At 71.7% G+C, this 17,133-nt stretch carries 16 protein-coding genes; 10 read left to right on the forward strand and 6 right to left on the reverse strand.

Annotation, left to right across the window (positions count from 1 at the left end):
- Window positions 1–78: 78 nt before the first annotated feature.
- The 5 genes from H305_RS0125685 to H305_RS47075 all read right to left on the reverse strand — a co-directional run bounded on the left by H305_RS0125685 (window position 79) and on the right by H305_RS47075 (window position 4,255).
- Window positions 79–840, reverse strand: coding sequence for a succinate dehydrogenase iron-sulfur subunit (locus tag H305_RS0125685; RefSeq protein WP_028802933.1), 762 nt, complete (start codon window positions 838–840; stop codon window positions 79–81).
- Window positions 840–2,594 (reverse strand): succinate dehydrogenase flavoprotein subunit, encoded by a 1,755-nt coding sequence (sdhA, locus tag H305_RS0125690; RefSeq protein WP_028802934.1) that lies wholly within the window; start codon window positions 2,592–2,594, stop codon window positions 840–842. Before sdhA ends, H305_RS0125685 begins: the two co-directional genes overlap by 1 nt.
- Window positions 2,595–2,617: 23 nt before the next feature.
- Window positions 2,618–3,109, reverse strand: coding sequence for a succinate dehydrogenase hydrophobic membrane anchor subunit (locus H305_RS0125695; RefSeq protein WP_028802935.1), 492 nt, complete (start codon window positions 3,107–3,109; stop codon window positions 2,618–2,620).
- 5 nt (window positions 3,110–3,114) lie between these two features.
- Complete coding sequence (sdhC, locus tag H305_RS0125700) at window positions 3,115–3,495, reverse strand: succinate dehydrogenase, cytochrome b556 subunit (protein ID WP_078629246.1); 381 nt, start codon at window positions 3,493–3,495, stop codon at window positions 3,115–3,117.
- A 148-nt stretch (window positions 3,496–3,643) separates the two neighbouring features.
- Entirely contained in the window at window positions 3,644–4,255 is a 612-nt protein-coding gene (locus H305_RS47075) for a 2-oxo-4-hydroxy-4-carboxy-5-ureidoimidazoline decarboxylase (protein ID WP_078629247.1), read from the reverse strand.
- A 580-nt stretch (window positions 4,256–4,835) separates the two neighbouring features.
- Here H305_RS47075 and H305_RS0125710 point away from each other — a divergent pair.
- From H305_RS0125710 to H305_RS0125735, 5 genes are all read left to right on the forward strand, one after another.
- The gene (locus H305_RS0125710) at window positions 4,836–6,464 is read left to right on the forward strand and encodes a beta-N-acetylhexosaminidase (protein ID WP_107440098.1); all 1,629 of its coding nucleotides are present in this window, start codon (window positions 4,836–4,838) and stop codon (window positions 6,462–6,464) included.
- A gap of 124 nt (window positions 6,465–6,588) precedes the next feature.
- On the forward strand, window positions 6,589–7,452 hold the full coding sequence (locus H305_RS47080; protein ID WP_028802938.1) for a DUF4328 domain-containing protein: 864 nt from the start codon (window positions 6,589–6,591) through the stop codon (window positions 7,450–7,452).
- Window positions 7,453–7,522: 70 nt separating this feature from the next.
- Window positions 7,523–8,026 (forward strand): hypothetical protein, encoded by a 504-nt coding sequence (locus H305_RS0125725; RefSeq protein WP_028802939.1) that lies wholly within the window; start codon window positions 7,523–7,525, stop codon window positions 8,024–8,026.
- An 86-nt stretch (window positions 8,027–8,112) separates the two neighbouring features.
- On the forward strand, window positions 8,113–8,676 hold the full coding sequence (locus H305_RS0125730) for a hypothetical protein (RefSeq protein ID WP_028802940.1): 564 nt from the start codon (window positions 8,113–8,115) through the stop codon (window positions 8,674–8,676).
- 251 nt (window positions 8,677–8,927) lie between these two features.
- Entirely contained in the window at window positions 8,928–9,314 is a 387-nt protein-coding gene (locus tag H305_RS0125735) for a hypothetical protein (RefSeq protein ID WP_078629248.1), read from the forward strand.
- A gap of 101 nt (window positions 9,315–9,415) precedes the next feature.
- Here the strand turns inward: H305_RS0125735 and H305_RS0125740 are convergent, their stop codons facing one another.
- The gene (locus H305_RS0125740; protein ID WP_028802942.1) at window positions 9,416–12,118 is read right to left on the reverse strand and encodes an N-acetylmuramoyl-L-alanine amidase; all 2,703 of its coding nucleotides are present in this window, start codon (window positions 12,116–12,118) and stop codon (window positions 9,416–9,418) included.
- 327 nt (window positions 12,119–12,445) lie between these two features.
- On the opposite strand from H305_RS0125740, the gene H305_RS47085 reads away from it, so the two are divergent.
- From H305_RS47085 to H305_RS47100, 5 genes are all read left to right on the forward strand, one after another.
- On the forward strand, window positions 12,446–13,393 hold the full coding sequence (locus H305_RS47085) for a hypothetical protein (protein ID WP_158690576.1): 948 nt from the start codon (window positions 12,446–12,448) through the stop codon (window positions 13,391–13,393).
- A 93-nt stretch (window positions 13,394–13,486) separates the two neighbouring features.
- Window positions 13,487–14,755: a DUF4241 domain-containing protein gene (locus tag H305_RS49520; RefSeq protein WP_051370962.1), complete on the forward strand. Its 1,269-nt coding sequence runs from the start codon at window positions 13,487–13,489 to the stop codon at window positions 14,753–14,755.
- A gap of 227 nt (window positions 14,756–14,982) precedes the next feature.
- Window positions 14,983–15,423: a hypothetical protein gene (locus H305_RS47095; RefSeq protein ID WP_037765332.1), complete on the forward strand. Its 441-nt coding sequence runs from the start codon at window positions 14,983–14,985 to the stop codon at window positions 15,421–15,423.
- A gap of 175 nt (window positions 15,424–15,598) precedes the next feature.
- Complete coding sequence (locus tag H305_RS0125760) at window positions 15,599–16,216, forward strand: RNA polymerase sigma factor (RefSeq protein WP_078629249.1); 618 nt, start codon at window positions 15,599–15,601, stop codon at window positions 16,214–16,216.
- Between the two features lie 45 nt (window positions 16,217–16,261).
- The gene (locus H305_RS47100) at window positions 16,262–17,038 is read left to right on the forward strand and encodes a hypothetical protein (RefSeq protein ID WP_158690577.1); all 777 of its coding nucleotides are present in this window, start codon (window positions 16,262–16,264) and stop codon (window positions 17,036–17,038) included.
- Window positions 17,039–17,133: the final 95 nt, after the last annotated feature.

A 17,133-nucleotide genomic window follows, 5' to 3' on the forward strand; every position in this document is an offset into this window, starting at 1 on the left:
GCGGGATCCGGTCAGAGACACCAGAGGGCCCTGCTTCCGAAGTGACGGAAACAGGGCCCTGGAGTGGGATCGAGAAGATCAGAAACGCCGAGTGATCAGCGCCCTCTTCACTTCCTGGATCGCCTTGGTGACCTCGATGCCGCGCGGGCAGGCGTCCGTGCAGTTGAACGTCGTGCGGCAACGCCACACGCCGTCCTTGTCGTTGAGGATCTCCAGGCGCTGCTCGCCCGCCTCGTCGCGCGAGTCGAAGATGAAGCGGTGGGCGTTCACGATGGCGGCCGGACCGAAGTACTGGCCGTCGTTCCAGAACACCGGGCACGAGGACGTGCACGCCGCGCACAGGATGCACTTGGTCGTGTCGTCGAAGCGCTCGCGGTCCTCGGCGGTCTGGAAACGCTCACGCGTCGGCTCGTTCGTGTCCTTCGTGATGAGGAAGGGCATGACGTCGCGGTACGCCTGGAAGAACGGCTCCATGTCGACGACCAGGTCCTTGAGGACCGTCAGGCCCTTGATGGGCTCGACCGTGATCGGCTTCTCGGGGTTGATGTCCTTGATCAGCGTCTTGCAGGCAAGGCGGTTCTTGCCGTTGATCCGCATGGCGTCCGAGCCGCAGATGCCGTGCGCGCAGGAGCGACGGAAGGTCAGCGTGCCGTCGACGTCCCACTTGATCTTGTGCAGGCCGTCGAGGACGCGCTCCTTCGGGTCGATCTCCAGCTGGAAGTCTTGCCAGACCGCCTCCGCCGAGATCTCCGGGTTGAAGCGGCGGATCCGGAAGGTGACGGTGATGTAGGGAGAGGCGGCGGACTCCGCCTCGACCTTGTCCAGAACAGGGGTAGCCATCAGTACTTACGCTCCATCGGCTGGTAGCGGGTCTGGACGACCGGCTTGTAGTCGAGACGGATGGACTCGGTGCCGTCGTCGCCGACCTCGCGGTACGCCATGGTGTGGCGCATGAAGTTGACGTCGTCGCGGTTCGGGTAGTCCTCGCGGTAGTGACCGCCGCGGGACTCCTTGCGGGCGAGGGCGGACACGGCCATGACCTCGGCCAGGTCGAGCAGGTTGCCCAGCTCGATGGCCTCCAGCAGGTCGGTGTTGAACCGCTTGCCCTTGTCCTGGATCGAGACGTTCTTGTAGCGCTCGCGCAGCTCGGCGATCTTCTCGACCGCCGTCTTGATCGTCTGCTCGGTGCGGAACACCATCACGTTGGCGTCCATGCACTCCTGGAGCTCCCGGCGGATCTCCGCGACCCGCTCGGTGCCGGTCGAGGCACGCAGCTGCTCGACCTGCGCGACGACCTGCTCGGCCGGGTTCTCCGGCAGCTCGACGTAGTCGGCCTTCGCCGAGTACTCGGCGGCGGCGATGCCAGCGCGGCGCCCGAACACGTTGATGTCCAGGAGCGAGTTGGTGCCGAGGCGGTTGGCGCCGTGCACGGAGACACAGGCGACCTCACCGGCGGCGTACAGACCCGGGACGACGGTGGTGTTGTCCGACAGGACCTCACCCTCGACGTTCGTCGGGATGCCGCCCATCGCGTAGTGCGCGGTGGGCTGGATCGGGATCGGGTCCGTGTAGGGCTCGATGCCGAGGTAGGTACGCGCGAACTCCGTGATGTCGGGCAGCTTGGCGTCCAGCTGCTCCGGCGGGAGGTGCGTGAGGTCGAGGTAGACGTGGTCGCCCTCGGGACCACAGCCGCGGCCCTCGCGGATCTCCGTGTAGATGGAGCGGGAGACGACGTCACGGGACGCGAGGTCCTTCATGACCGGCGCGTACTTCTCCATGAAGCGCTCGCCGTCCTTGTTGCGGAGGATGCCGCCCTCACCGCGGGCGCCCTCCGTCAGCAGGATGCCCATGCGCCAGATGCCGGTCGGGTGGAACTGGAAGAACTCCATGTCCTCCAGCGGCAGCCCGCGGCGGTAGACGGCGGCCTGGCCGTCACCGGTCAGCGTGTGCGCGTTGGAGGTCACCTTGAAGAACTTGCCGGTGCCGCCGGACGCGTAGATCACGGCCTTCGCCTGGAAGACGTGGATCTCGCCGGTCGCGAGCTCGTAGGCGACGACGCCCGCCGAGCGCTTGACGCCGTCGACCTCGGTGATCAGCTGGTCGAGGACGTAGAACTCGTTGAAGAACTCCACGCCCTCCTTCACGCAGTTCTGGTACAGCGTCTGGAGGATCATGTGACCGGTGCGGTCGGCCGCGTAGCAGGACCGGCGGACCGGGGCCTCGCCGTGATTGCGGCTGTGGCCGCCGAAGCGGCGCTGGTCGATCGTCCCGTCGGGCGTGCGGTTGAACGGCAGGCCCATCTTCTCCAGGTCGAGGACCGAGTCGATGGCCTCCTTCGCCAGGATCTCGGCGGCGTCCTGGTCGACCAGGTAGTCACCGCCCTTGACCGTGTCGAAGGTGTGCCACTCCCAGTTGTCCTCCTCCACGTTGGCGAGCGCGGCGGCCATGCCGCCCTGCGCTGCGCCCGTGTGGGAGCGGGTCGGGTAGAGCTTCGTCAGCACGGCGGTGCGGCTGCGCTTCGTCGCCTCGATGGCGGCGCGCATGCCGGCGCCACCGGCGCCGACGATGACGGTGTCGTACTTGTGGATCTTCATGAGTGGTTGCCTCAGCCCCGTGCCTAGCGGATGTTCGGGTCGAAGGTGAAGATCACCAGCGTGCCCAGCAGGATCGTGAACACCGTGGCGGTGTACAGCAGGCCCTTCAGCCAAAGGCGCGTGTCGGCGCGCTCCGCGTAGTCGTTGATGACGGTACGCAGGCCGTTGGCGCCGTGCAGCATGGCGAGCCACAGCATGGCGAGGTCCCAGACCTGCCACCACGGGTTGGCCCAGCGGCCGGCCACGAAGGCGAAGCCGACCTTGGAGACGCCGCCGTCGAGGACGAGCTGGATGAGCAGGTGGCCGATGACCAGGACGACCAGGACGATGCCGGACAGCCGCATGAACAGCCAGCCGTACATCTCGAAATTGCCGCGGGTCGACTTCGGGGTCTTCTTGGTGCGCTTGCGGGGGGCCTCGATGACCGGGGCGGGGTTGTCGACGCTGTACGCCGAGAACTCGCCCGCGCCCTCGACGGGGCCGATGCCGGAAGCGGCGGTGTCAGTAGTGGACATCTGCGTCAGCTCCCGAAGACTTCGCGGAATGCGTGACCGAGGACGGGGTAGAGCGCCCCGGCCATCAGCACGATCCAGATACCGACGACGGACCAGAGCATCTGCTTCTGGTAGCGCGGGCCCTTCGACCAGAAGTCGACGGCGATGACGCGCAGGCCGTTGAGCGCGTGGAAGAGGATGGCGGCGACGAGGCCGTACTCCAGCAGCGCGACGATCGGCGTCTTGTACGTGGACACGACCTTGTCGTAGTCCTCGGGGGAGACACGGACGAGAGCGGTGTCCAGCACGTGTACGAACAGGAAGAAGAAGATGAGGACGCCGGTGACTCGGTGAGCCACCCAGGACCACATTCCTTCCCGGCCGCGGTACAGCGTTCCAGCCGGCACGGAAGAACCCTCCGGGAGCGGGGATTGGGGCCGCGCCGGCTTCTGTGTCGGTCGGGCCCGGCCGGGTACGGTCCACCGGCCCCGGCCATCGTAGCGACGACTTGTCGGAACGCTTACAGCGGCCCCGCTGGTGTGATCAAACAGGCAATCAAACAGGCACGTACGGGCTATCCGGGTGGCCCGAATCCGTCGATTCGGCCGTTTCCGGACGAGATCCCGCCGGATCGTCGAACGTACGTACAAGCCGGGAGATGCGCCCCCGGGCGAGTCGCCTGAGCTCCTCGGCCGTCAGGACGCGTTCCTCCTCGGGCTCGTTCGCCAGGCGGGCCCGGATTCCGGCCAGCACCTGGTCGAGGACCTCCTCCGGTCCGAGGTCGTCCAGACAGATGACGAACACGTGACCGAAACGGCTCTCGTATGCGGCGTGCGCGGCGCTCAGTGCGGTGTGCGCGGCGGAGTACGCGCCGTCCGGGAGCGGGGTGAGCGACTCGCCGGCCAGCGCTTCGGCGAGGTCGGCGGGGGTCAGGTCGTACGCCGCCTCGTCGGCCGCGGCGAGCAGTGCGCCCAGGTCCGGGTAGGGCCGGTGGTCGGCCAGGCGCTCGGCCCAGCGCAGGCTGCCGCAGCAGGCGAGCAGGGCACGGGTGACCACGTCGGCGGGCGCGGCGTTGAACCGTGCGAGGCGGCCCGGGGACGGCCCCGCGCTCTTCTGCTCGGGGAGGGCGACCTGGCCGGGGAGGCGTGGGTGACGGTGCGACGGCAGCGTAGGTCCTCGGCGGTGGGAGAGAAGGTCCGGGCCGTGACGTCGTGGGCGTCACGCGTGTTTAGGCAGGGAAAAGAGTGAAAGTTGTGCCACTCACGCTATCGAGGTGTGCTGGAAGCTGTCCGATGGATGCCCGAATTTCACCCGCACGGGAGAGTTTCGGAATGTGCGGTGGACGGATGATGCGGGCTCTGGGCTTAGGTTCGCTGTGCAGTGGACCTCGGTGGCGAAGTGAGGGCAGCGTGATGCGGAACGTTCGCAGGGGTGTGCGGGGAGCTCCCGGAGGGCCGGAGGTCTCCTCGATACGTCCGCGGCCTGCGCGCCACGCCCGGCGTGATCCGACGGCCTCACAGTTCGCCCGAACGGCGCAAGCCGCACCGTGGACCGCCCCGCGAGGGCACGCGGCACCACGGATCGCCCGCGCGCCGCAAGCGGCTTCGCGGCTCGCCCCGCCAGGGGGCGCGGCGCCGTGGCCGGTCCCGCGGGCGTCCGTCGTGATGGCCGCGGCCGGCGGCTCCCGGTGTGCGCCGGACGCCGTCGCTCCCCGCCGAGCCGGGGGCGCGGGCACGGGAGGTGCGCTGTGACCGGCCGCAGGCGGCGGGCACCGGAGCGGCGGGCCCGGCGCACGGGCGCCGTCGCGGGCGGCGCGGCCGTGGTCGTGGCGGGCGCCGTCGCCGCGGCCTTCGCGTTCTGGCCCGGAGGTGACGGGGAGCCGACAGGGGCCGGGACGTCGACGGCCGCCCGGTCGGGCACCTCGCCCGGCGCGCAGCCCTCGCCCACCCGGTCGTACCCGCTGTCGCAGGCGCCCCGGACGATTCCCGCCGTACGGGAGCACACCCCGGCCCGGGGGCCCGGATGGCGTCCCGCCTCCGGGGCCCGCGTGGTGGTGCGCGACGACTCACTCGCCGACGAGGGACGGCTGATCGCGGGAGAGCTGAAGCTGACGTACGCGGGGCGGACGGGAGCCGAGGACGGCGACGTGGAGCTCGGCCTCGACCACGGCAGCGCGGGCCCCGAGTCGTACACACTGACCGTCAGGAACCGCCGGGTCACCATCACGGCCCCCGCCGAGGCCGGAGTCTTCTACGGCACGCGCACCCTCAAGCAGGAGGTGCACGGCGGCGGCACCGCGCCGGAGGGGGTCGTGAACGACCGGCCCGCGAAGGAACAGCGCGGGTTCATGCTCGACATCGCCCGCAAGCACTTCACGGCCGACTGGATCGAGGACCGGGTCCGTGAGCTCGGGGACCTGAAGTTCAACCAGCTCGGCCTGCACTTCTCGGACGACCAGGGCTTCCGCATCGAGTCGGACACGCACCCCGAGATCGTCTCGAAGGAGCACCTCAGCAAGGCGGAGGTCCGCAGGATCATCGACCTCGCAGCGAGCCGGCACATCAATGTCGTCCCCGAGATCGACTCACCGGGCCACCTGGGCGCGGTCATCGCCGCGCACCCCGACCTCCAGCTGTTCAACGTGTCGGGTGCCGCCACGCGGGGCGCCGTCGACATCTCCAAGCCCGCCGCGGCGAACCTGGTCGACGATCTGCTCAACGAGTACGCGGACCTCTTCCCCGGCCCGTACTGGCATCTCGGCGGCGACGAGTACCAGGCTCTGACGGTGTCGAACCCGGCCGCGTCCTTCCCGCAGCTGGCCGCCGCCGCCCGCACCAGGTACGGACCCGGCGCGGGCGTCGCCGACCTGGCGACCGGCTGGCTCAACGACCGGGCCGCCGTCGTCCACGGCCACGACCGGACGGCACGGGCGTGGAACGACGGGTTCTTCCGCGGCGGCCAGGTCAAGGCGGACGCCGATCTCCAGGTGGCGTACTGGACGGGCAAGGAGATCGGGGCCCGGCTGCCGGTCGAGTACCTGAGTGAGGGCCGCAAGGTCATCAACTACAACGACGAGTACCTCTACTACGTCCTCGGCGAGCCGCAGACCTTCGTGTACCCGACCGGGCAGCGCATCTACGAGCAGTGGACCCCGCTCGTCCTGCGCGGATCGACGGCGGTGTCCGCGAAGTACGACTCCCAGATCCTCGGCGGCAGCTTCGCCGTCTGGTGCGACCTCTCGGCCGCCCAGACGCAAGGCCAGGTCGCCGCGGGCATCCGCATGCCGCTGCGCGCCACGGTCCAGAAGCTGTGGGACCCGCGGAAACCGGCGCTGTCCTGGGCGGACTTCAAGGCACTCGCGAACCGGCTGGACTGAGCACGGGCCCCCGACGGGTGGACGGCCGGGCACGGCGAACCGTATGTTCCGCATGCCGTGCGCGAGGTCCTGGGGAGGGACCCGGCCGGTCTCCGTCTTCTGAACCCGTGGGGGGCCCTCAGTCATGCTCTGCACGCGTTGCCGGCACTTCGAAGCGACGGCCGAGGGCGGCCTGTGCGACATCTGCGCCGTCGCGACGGCCGCACCTCACCGGCTGGGCAGCGCGCGGCGGTTCGCCGGCTCCCAGTGGTCGGGCAGCTCCCAGCCGCCCGCCGCGCAGCTGCGCTCGCCCGTCGGTCTCGCCCAGGCCACGGTCGTCATGCTCGCCGTGTCGGCCGCCGCCGGACTCTTCACCCTCTACTCGGTCCTCTCGGCGTACGGGCTCGTCAGCGACCTCGCCGCCGGGGCGTTCGAGGCGGTGGACCAGGACGACCTGGACCTGGCGGACCGGCTCCTCGTCGCCGCGGGCAGGCTCCAGTTCATGCTGGAGATCGCCACCGCCGTCGTGTTCGTCTGCTGGTTCCACCGGGTGCGGGTCAACGCCGAGGTGTTCGGGCCGCAGGAGCACCGGATGAGGCGCGGCTGGGCCGTCTGGGGCTGGTTCGTCCCCGTGGTGAACCTGTGGTTCCCGCGCCGTGTCGCCGCCGACATCTGGGACGCGAGCGCACCGCTGCCGACACTGTCCCTGGCGGACGGGACGCGGATGCCCTCGTCGTCGCACCTCCTCCTCAACTCCTGGTGGCTCACGTGGGTGGCCGCCGCGCTCACCGACCGGCTGTCCGGCCGGTCCGTACGGAGCGCCGACACGCCCGCCGAACTGCGCGAGGCGATGGGCATGCTGGGAGTCGCCGAGGTCCTGTGGGTGGTGGCCGCCGTCCTCGCGGTGCTCTTCGTGCGGCGTCTGACCCGTATGCAGGACGACAAGGCCCGGCGCGGTCCGCTCGTCGCCGCGGCGGCCCGACCCGCACCGAATCATCTCTTTCCGTAGCCAACTGACCCACCCCTGTGGTGTATTCGGCCCGAGCCGCCGAACCGAGACACCGGGGGGGGGAACCGGCATGGGCTACTGGGGCTACTACGTCGTGGGCAGAAGCGAGGCACCGCTCGCGGACTTGGACACGCTGGCCGGGGCGCGCGGCATGGTACTGCGCGGTACGGCGCCGGCAGGCTGGCAGGTGTGGGAGTACCCGGGCGGTGGCGGGGACGTCGGGAACATGAACGCACTCGCCCGGGAGACCGGCGCGCCCGCTCTCTTCGGATACGTCATGGACAGCGACTGTGTGGCCGTCGAGGCCGCCGCTCCCGAGAGCGGCGCGTGGACCACCTGCCTCGCGCGGGAGGCGATGGCCGGGTATCTGGGCGCCGGCGAGGACGAACTCGGCGTCGACGACTACTTCCTCGAACCGGGCGACGCCGCCGCGCGTGCCGTCGCCTGGGCCGCCGAGGCCGGTCACGCCGTCACCGCGGAATCGCTGCTCGACGTGCTGACCGCGGGCCCCGACCCGTTGGCCGAAAACCTCTTCTTCAGGTTCCTCGACAGACTCGGTGTGGTGCCGCTGTGACACTCCCGGACCGTTGCACGCAGTAAGGGGAAGTGCGGGCTCCGTGAGACAAGGGTGCCCTGTCGAGGCATTTCGAGGGAGGCGCGATGAGCCTGGTGGAACTGATCGCTCAGGCCGACGAGCGAGGTCTGGCGGCGAGCGGTCTGGCTTGTTTGGATCGGTGCGTGCCTCTGCTGGGCGGCGACGACGAGATCCTGCGGCCGCTGTGGGCGAGCCTGGCGGACGGGAACGCATGGGGCGACCGCCTGAAGGAGGCGCGCACCAGACTCGACGCGGACGCCCCCGAGCCGGCCGCGGCCGAAGAGGACGAGGCCGTCGTGCTCGCCCGCCGCATGCTCGACGCGGCACCCGCCGAGTGCTCCGCCGCCGCCCTGCGCGCCTGGGCCGACGCCTGTTCCGTCGCTGCCCTGCAGATCCACCGGTTGCTGGACGCCGCCGAGGACGGCGCGTCGTGTGTGACGTCCCGCCGCGAGGGCCGCACGGACGGCATGTCGCCGCTCGTCGCCGCCGAACTGCGCCGCCAGGTCACCGTCCTGGAACTGCTCGCCGACCACGGCACCGGAGGACTGCGCCCGGCCTTGGACGTGTCCACGGAGGGCCGGCGCGTGCTGCGGGCGGTGGTGTCGCGCAGGGCGCGGGGAAGGGCGTAGGCGCGCACACGAGCCGGCCGGCGCGGACCGGTCCGGGACGGTTCGGGGGGATCCAGGAGGGTCCGGGACGGTTCGGGCCGGTCCTGGCGCGGGGGACGCGGGCGGTGGCCGCGGCAGGTCCAAACCCGTTGGCCTGAGGGGTTCCTGTGACTGTCCGGCGAGGGAGATGGCGGTCCTGAGCCGGTGTCGCGAACACCGGCCGGGCGCGTGACGAATCCGGTCCCGACCACGCTCTTTGGAATGTGAACGCAATGAGTGTGGACTCGACTCGGGCAACGAGGCCCCCGGCGGCGGCGAAGCCCGTGCGCTGGGCGGCGGACACGGTCGCGACGATGCGCGAGGGCGCCCGGCTGCGCCTCGACTATTCGGCCCAGAGCCTGTGGCGCGTGGACCGGCTGATCGAAGAGATACGCCGGGAGGGCGCGCCGTTCGCCGCCGTCGAGACGGCGCTGCGCGGATTCGGTGCGTACGCCGGTGAGGTCGTCGTCAGGTGCACGGGCGGCGAATGGTGGGAGACGGGCGGCGACCACTGGCTGCGCACGCCCGACGGGCGCCTGTGGGACCCGATCGAGGAGGCCCGCCGCTGCTACGCGGGCGACGGCTCGCTGCGGCTGCTGTGCCGCGAGGCCGTGGGCTAGCGGGTCTCGGCCGGCGGCGCGGGGAACACGAGGAGGGGGCCGTGCGACATACATCCGTATGCCGCACGGCCCCCTCGTGGCGCTGACGGGGATCGCCGCCCCTACGGCGTCAGCGTCTGCCCCAGGTGGGCGCCCGCCGGAGTGCCGAGCATGGTCTTGCTGTACACCGTGGCCTGCGTCAGGCCGAGGCCGGTGCTGTTGCTGGGCACGTACAGCAGGATGCCGTCGCCGCCGTCCTCGCCCTCGGTGCCGAGGACCAGGTCGGTGCGGCCGTACCCGGAGAGGTCGGCGAGCGAGACGGCCGAGCCGAGCTTGTCGTCGGTCTCGGTGGAGCCGGGCACACCGGAGGTGTCCTGGGACACGGCGATCGCGCCGGACCCGGTCAGGCCCGTCGAGGTGCCCTTCAGCAGCAGGGTGGTGCCGGCGTTGGAGCGGTTGACCGACGAGCGCGTGATGTCCTCGTTCGGTGCGCCCGCGAGGACGTCCGCGTAACCGTCGAGGTTGTAGTCGCCGACGGACACGGACGAACCGAGCGCGTCACCGGACTCGTTGGCGCCGGGCACACCCGCGGTGTCCTGCTGGACCGTCGTCATGCCGGTGGTGGTGAAGCCGGTGGAGGTGCCGGGGACCATGGTGACCTGGCCGCCGGAGACGGCGCCGGACTCCGAGGTGTAGGGCTGGCCGATGACGATGTCGTCGTAGCCGTTGCCGTTCACGTCACCGGCGGCGATGGAACGGCCGCCCTTCACGCTGAGCGTGGACACCTTCGTCAGGCCCGACGCGCCGCCCTTGAACCAGGTGACCCGGCCGATGCCGCCCGCGTCACGGTAGTTGAGGGCCACGTCCCTGTAGCCGTCCCGGTTGAAGTCGCCGGTGGCGGCGTCGGCGTACGCGATCGCGCTCGTCGAGGTGGTGAGGGTGCCGGTCTGGGTGGCGCCGCCGGTGAGGCGGGCGTTCCAGTTGCCGCCCTTGCCGGTGCCCGCGGAGAACACGTCCGCCTTGCCGTTCGCGTCGAAGTCGCCGACCGCGACGGCCGAGCCGAGCTTGGCGCCGGCGGCGGTCACGCCGGAGGTGGTGTACGAGAAGCCGGTGTTCAGGGCGGGACCGTAGAGCACGGTGACCGAGCCGCGGTCCGCGTTGCCGCTCGTGTCGTCCTCACCGGGCGCGCCGACCGCGAGGTCCGCGTAGCCGTCGCCGTTCACGTCGCCCCACGCGGTGGCGGCACCCCAGTTGTCGCCCGCCTCGGAGGAGCCGGGGACACCCGCGCTGCTCTGCGTGAGCGTCACCTTCGACGCCGGGACCGGGCCGTTCAGGCCGCCGGGCACCACGGTGAGGCTGCCGACACCGCCCGACGCCTTGGGCGTGCCGGCGACGAGGTCGTTGACGCCGTCGCGGTTGTAGTCGGACGTCGGGATCGCGGAGTTCCGGCCGGCGCTCGCGGCGTACCTGCGGATCTCGGCGAGCTTCGGGTACAGGTTGGCGCCGGGGCACGCGGTGGCGTTGGTGTCGCGGTGTCCGAAGACCGTCGGCAGCGTGATCGACGTGCCCTTGTCGACGAGGTTGCCGTCCTGGCCCTTGGGGCTGCCGGAGACCAGCGTCACCTTGCCGTTGGGGTCGACGCCGTACATGCCGAACTTCCAGGCGACGATGCGGGAGATGGCCTCCAGGCCCGCGCGGGTCGGCTTCGCGTTCTCGTAGTTGCCTATGTACGAGATGCCGACGGTGTTGGTGTTGAAGCCGATGTCGTGCGCGCCGATCACGGGCAGGTCCATGCCGCCGCTGCGGCCCTCGAAGATCTGACCGCACTTGTCGACGACGAAGTTGTAGCCGATGTCGAAGTAGCCGCGCGAGAAGTGCTCCTGCTGGATGGTGCGCATCCGGGCGCGGGACTCGCCGCAGGAGAGCGCGTTGTCGCTGTCCACACCGGTGTGGTGGACCACGGCGGCCTTGATCTCGGTGCCGTACGCGGGCGTTCCGTCGTAGTCGGTCGACGCGCCCCACTCCGCCTGGGTGATGACCGGCGGCTTGACCACCGTCGACGGGCGGGGCGCGGGGACGGTGTCGGTGGGCGACGGCGTCGGCGAGGCGGTGTCGGTCGACGACGGGCTCGGCGGCTCGGTGGTCGGCGAGGCGGTGTCGGTGGGGGAGGCGGTGTCCGTCGGGGTCGCGGGCTCCGTGGTCGTCGGCACCGGGTCGGCCGGGGTCGGTGAGTCGGTCGTCGCGGGCGTGGTCTCCTCCACCGGGAGCGTGTACGCCGCGGGCTCCGTGTTCCGCTTCGGATCGGTGCCCGGGTCGAGCAGTCGCACGTCCATGCCGGCCGGCTGCCCCGCGGCCTCCGTGCCGTCGGCGCCGATGACGCGGACCTCGACGCCGTCCGCGTCACCGGTCCACACGGACGCCGTGCCGCCGCGCTGCGCGGCCTTCCTGCCTTCCTCGCCGTCGGCCGAGAACGGGTCGTCCGGCAGCTTCTGCCACCCCGACCACTTGCCGGACTCCCGCTCCCGGTACCGCACCTCGGGCGTGCCCTTCGGCTTCGCGTCCGGGTCGCTCCAGGTCAGCAGTACGGCGCTGAAGCGCTCGGTGTCCTGCTTGCCGAGGCCCTTGCGGCCGGCGCCCCTGTCCTTGAGTTCGACCGTGTGCACGGCGGGCTTGCGTGCTGCCGCGCGGTCGTCCGGCTGTGCGGAAGGGTTTGCCACGGCATAGGTGACGACGCCCGCGCCGCCCAGTACCACGGCCCCGATCGTCAGCCATGCTCTCCGCTTCAGAGTCAGCGGTTTGTACGCATGGCCAGTCTTGCGACTCAACTGCCCCACCCCTGGAAAAGATCTCTCGGAAACAAGTCCTCAGAAACACCACCCGTCACACAGGTGGTCCGATGAGTCACAGCGCACAGCGATCGCAAAGCGTCACTACAGGCGGTGCGACCTGCGTCATCCCGCCGCCCGGCTCCGCCCGGCCCTCGGCGCCGGCGGCTTCTCCGTCATCTCCCGGCGGCGAACGGTCCCTCACACCGCTTTCGCCGGCCGGGATTCCGATCTGTGCTGTTATGCCCGTGCGCTCGCGGTCGCGTCGGCGGCTGCTGTATAACCGGGCCGCAATCGAGCTCTCCCACCCTGCCGAAGGGTTACTCCGTGCTGCCCGGAACACGTCTTCGCCCAGGAAAGCGGCGCGCGGTCGCCGTGCTGTCGGTGGCGGCCGCGACCGCGGTCGCCGTCTCCGGATGCTCGCCGCACGGCGGCGGCAAGCGGAAGTCGGCGGGCGAGCGCACCGCCTCTTCCCGGACGGCACGGGCCGAGGACGGGCCGACGGCCACGTCACGCCCCGGTGCCGGGCGCGGGCCGGCGCCGAAGCCGAGGACCGCGGAACAGTTCACGGCCAGGGCCCGGCAGGCCATGGCGGCCGAGAAGGGGTGGACGTTCGCCCTGCGCGGCAGCGAGACGCTCCTCATGCAGGGGCAGCGGCCCTCCACCGCCACGTACGCGGCGACGGCCGACCGCACGACGGCCCCCGCCGCGCTCCGGCAGAGCGGCCTGATCACCACCAGCAAGGAGGTACGCAAGCCCGAGCTGGTCTACGTCGTCGGCGGCACGGGCTACGTCAAGGAGGGCGCCGAGGCGTGGAAGCACGGGCCGCTGTCCGACCCCGACATCGCCGACGACGTCGAGGATCCGGTGGCCGAGCTGGAGGCGTTCGGCGCGTACGCCAGGAGCGCGAAGGTGCAGCGGACGGGCGCGGGCGGCCGTCACGTGCGCCTCCAGGTCTCCGCCGCCGGCTGGTCGTTGCCGGCCGCCCGCAGCCGTCCCGCGCTGAAGCGGGCGGTGCGGGAGATGGAGCCCGCGCTGGCCCAACTGCGGGACGCCGGGGTGACGGCCTCCGACGGCAGCATCACGCTCAAGAGCTTCACCGAGACGTGGAACCTGGACGCGGCGCACGGATACCGGCTCGTCTCGCACCGCTACGCGTACACGTTCCTCGTCCCGTACCGCGGCGGAGACATCACGGTGAGCCAGGAGGTACGGGCCGACAACCACGGCGTGTTCACGGGCAGGGTGACGCTGCCCGCCGACGCCGGCCGATGACTTCTCCCGGAGCGCGGGGCGCCGGGCGAGCGGTGCCGAGGACTCCGGATCCTGTGTCCGACTGTGTGAGCGAGCGTGGAGGGGAACGGCCCGATGAACGGCACGGAGATCATCGATGTCGTGTACGGCGAGGGGTGGGACTTCGGGCGCGGGGTCGTGCTCGGGCCGATCGGCGCCGAGGCCGCCGCGGCCCGTGACGCCGCGGGGGAGCCGTACGCCGTGGTGCTGAGGCAGGCCGACAGCCTCGGGGCGATCGTCGCGCACGTGGACTGGTCCCACCACTACCTCGGCATCTGGGTGTCCGACCCGCACGGGCGGCGGTTCATGGAGGTGGACCTGCGGCGGCTCACGGCGGACCGGCTCTTCCTCACCAGCCGGCGCGGCTGGGCGTACCCCGACGAGCGGAGCCCGGAATTCGCGGCGGACGCGGGGCGGGTGACGATCGAGCTGCGGCCGGACGGGCGGGGGACCCAGATCGTCGAACCGCAGGGCGACAGGGGCGGCTCGCGGCATACGACCGCGGACGTCCCCGAGGAACAACGTTGGTTCCCCGTACCGGAGTTCGGGCAGTGGAAGGCACTGTTCGCGCCGCTCGGCAGCGATCGCGCGCCCGGCTGCGAACTGCGGGAGGTCGCCCGGACCGGCGAGTCCGGCGGCCCGAACTGGCGGGCGCCGCGGGGCATGCGGCCCCGGCACCTGAACGAGCTGTTCACGGCCGGCGCCCGCTTCTCGACGGACCGGCACGAGTACACCGTCTGGGACCCGATCCCGGCCGGGACGCTGCGGCTGTCCAGCGGGCGGCTGGTGGCCCGCGACCCCACGTACGGGGAGTGCGAGCAGGATGCCGGGTTCACGGTGACGGTGGCGCCCGGCGACTATCCGGTGCAGCTCGCCTCCGCGGGATACACGGCCGAGTACGAGGGACGGACGTTGATCCTCGACGAGTACACCGCGGCCCGCGTCCTCGTGTCCGCACGCCCCGCGGTGCGATGGGAGTTGGCGCTGCTCCCCGGGCAGGACGAACGGCTCCTGCGGGACGGGGAGTTCTACGGCTTCGGCGTGGACGCCGGCACCGGTGCCTTCGCCGACGCGAGCACGGCCGCGGACCTCGGCCGCAGGTTCTGGGACGGCCAGGTGTCGGGCGTGCTGACGGAGGACGACCACGGCATCGCGGTCGTGGACGACGCGGCCACCGGCACCAACCTGATCGCCTACCCGAGCGGCCGCGGCGACGGTGCCTATCCGGTGTGGATCGGCCGGGACACCGACGGCGAGGTCGCCTGCTTCGTGGCGGACATGCTGATCCTGAGCGGGGCGGAGCTGCTGCCGCGGGGGGCAGGAGAGGGCCGGTCCGCAAAATAGCCGGGCACGGCCCGCAGGAGGCCCGGCCTGGGAGGCCGGGCCCGGGAGGTCCACCGGCGCGAGGGCGTCGGACGCTTGAGCCGGGCGAATAGTTGTATGACGACGGGACTTTCCTCGCATGACCTTTGTCACTGTCGCAGCACGTGATGTTCGCGGCGCGCCTTCCGCTTGGTCTGGTGACCGGGGGAGTGGCGCGCTCGTGCGCGGTGGAGTGAGGAGCGGGAGCCATGGAGGAGCGGGGGCCGGCCGAGTTGCGGATGCGTCGGCACGCGGAGCGGTTCGTGCGACAGGTCACGGCGCGGAACCGGCTGCCGCTGGACTACTCCGTCAACAGCCTGCGCGTCGTCGACTTCATCGTGGACGGGCTGCGCAAGGGCGGGTCCGATCGGACCGCCGTCCAGCAGGTGCTTTTCGGGATCGGCGCCTACACCGGCGAGGTCCTGGTGCGGCGGGCCGGGGCGCGCTGGGTCGAGCTCGACGCCGGGCAGCGCGAGCTGTTCGGCCAGCCCTTCGGTGTGCGGATGCCCGACGGGAGGGTCTGGAATCCGCTGGGGAAGGTCGTCAAGCGGTTCGAGGTCGGGGAACGGGAGTCGGTGCGGACGTTCTATCTCCAGCTGCACGGACGCGTGCCGCAGGCCGCGGTCGGCGGTGGCAGGCGGTCCGGGTGAAGGGGGCGTGCCCACCGTGCAGGAGCGGCGTCAGGGGGACGTGGGACGTGTGAGGTGCCTGACGGGCTGTGACATTTCTGTGCCGCCTGACGCAGAGGGGCGTGGAAGCGTGCACGCGGCCGACCGTGTCGCACGGCGTGAATCCGGACGATCTCGGTACAAAACGAGGACTGTGTTGGGTCTAGGAGGGGAGCCCCGCCGCGTGCAGGCACGCGACGCGGAGCTGGGCGCGGCCGTCGCGCGGGCGCAGGAAGGGGACGAGGCCGCCTTCGCGGTGGCCTACCGGATCGTGCAGCCCGGACTGCTGGGGTACCTGCGCGGGTTCGTCGGCGACGACGCGGAGGACGTGGCGTCCGACGCCTGGCTGGAGATCGCGCGGGACCTCGGACGCTTCCGGGGCGACGGGGCGGGTTTCCGCGGCTGGACCGCGACCATCGCCCGGCACCGCGCACTGGACCATCTGCGCCGGCTCAAGGTGCGGCCCCGGGCGACCGCCCTCGAACAGGACCTGCTCGAACTGCCCGGCGCGCACAACACCCACGACCAGGCGCTGGAGTCCCTCTCCACGCAGGACGCCCTTCGTCTGGTGGCGGGACTGCCGCGCGACCAGGCGGAGGCGGTCCTCCTGCGCGTGGTCGTCGGACTCGACGGGCCGGCCGCCGCGCGGGTCCTGGGCAAGCGGCCGGGCGCGGTGCGCACCGCGGCCCACCGTGGCCTCAAACGCCTGGCCCAGCAGCTCGGCGTCGGCGGTGTGACGGATGAAGGCCCCAGAACGCTGGGGGAGTCGGGATGAACGGCAAGAAGTCCAAGAAGGTGTCGGGCAGGGATGGATCCGGACATGGGTGAACGACACGGTCACGGCGGCTCGTCCGACCGTCGGGTCGCGCACCCGGGCGAAGCGGGCCGGCCCGACCTCGGCGAGATCCTCGCCTCCGCCGTGCGGGCGGAGACCGTCGACGCCGAGGGCGAGGCCCGTGCCCTCGCCGCCTTCCGCTCCGCCCGGGACGAAGGCGCGCTCGCCGCGCGGACCCGGCGCTGCGACGACTGGCGGCCGCGGGAGCAGCGGCGGCCGATCCGTTCGCTGAAGGCCATGTGCGCCGTGCTGCTGGCCAGTCTGACGCTGGGCGGGGTCGCGGTCGCGGCGATCGGCTCGGCGTCCCACGACGACGGCGGCGACCAGGGCAGGGCCACGGCGCGGCCGTCGGGGAGTGTTCCGGACCGTCCCGCCGCCGAACCCGCCCCCCAGCAGTCGCCCACCCCTGCCGCCCCGGGCCCCTCCGGGCGGGGCCGTGCGTCCGCCCACCCGACGCCGGCCCAGGACACCGTCGCCCATTGCCGCGCCTACGCCTCGGTCAAGGACCGGGACAAGGCCCTGAACTCGACGGCCTGGCAGCGTCTTGTCACCGCCGCGGGGGGCGAGGACAAGGTCGCGGCCTACTGCACCGAGCAGTTGGCCGACGCGTCCAGGAACGGGACCGGGACCGGGGCTGGGACTGGGGCCGGGACTGGGGCCGGGGCGGGGAACACCAAGGAGCCGGGCGCCACGCAGGGCTCGCCGGCCACGTCCGCGAGCGCGTCGCCGACGAAGCGGGCGAGGTCCAACGGCAAGCCGTAGCGCCCGTTCGCGAGCATTCCCCCGCCCGAACGGTCAGGCCGACTCGAGCAGGGTCGTGCAAGCCTCTTCGTCAGCCCGGCCCCGCGCCGTCCCGG

Source organism: Streptomyces sp. 142MFCol3.1 (assembly GCF_000424945.1).
In the GTDB taxonomy this organism is placed as follows: Bacteria; Actinomycetota; Actinomycetes; order Streptomycetales; family Streptomycetaceae; genus Streptomyces; species Streptomyces siamensis.

Excerpts from the sequence above, each read along its gene's own strand:
- H305_RS0125685 (WP_028802933.1), bottom strand. The coding sequence starts at position 840 with ATGGCTACCCCTGTTCTGGACAAGGTCGAGGCGGAGTCCGCCGCCTCT.
- sdhA (WP_028802934.1), bottom strand. The coding sequence starts at position 2,594 with ATGAAGATCCACAAGTACGACACCGTCATCGTCGGCGCCGGTGGCGCC.
- H305_RS0125695 (WP_028802935.1), bottom strand. The coding sequence starts at position 3,109 with ATGTCCACTACTGACACCGCCGCTTCCGGCATCGGCCCCGTCGAGGGC.
- H305_RS47080 (WP_028802938.1), top strand. The coding sequence starts at position 6,589 with ATGCTCTGCACGCGTTGCCGGCACTTCGAAGCGACGGCCGAGGGCGGC.
- H305_RS0125725 (WP_028802939.1), top strand. The coding sequence starts at position 7,523 with ATGGGCTACTGGGGCTACTACGTCGTGGGCAGAAGCGAGGCACCGCTC.
- H305_RS0125730 (WP_028802940.1), top strand. The coding sequence starts at position 8,113 with ATGAGCCTGGTGGAACTGATCGCTCAGGCCGACGAGCGAGGTCTGGCG.
- H305_RS0125735 (WP_078629248.1), top strand. The coding sequence starts at position 8,928 with ATGAGTGTGGACTCGACTCGGGCAACGAGGCCCCCGGCGGCGGCGAAG.
- H305_RS49520 (WP_051370962.1), top strand. The coding sequence starts at position 13,487 with ATGAACGGCACGGAGATCATCGATGTCGTGTACGGCGAGGGGTGGGAC.
- H305_RS47095 (WP_037765332.1), top strand. The coding sequence starts at position 14,983 with ATGGAGGAGCGGGGGCCGGCCGAGTTGCGGATGCGTCGGCACGCGGAG.
- H305_RS47100 (WP_158690577.1), top strand. The coding sequence starts at position 16,262 with ATGGGTGAACGACACGGTCACGGCGGCTCGTCCGACCGTCGGGTCGCG.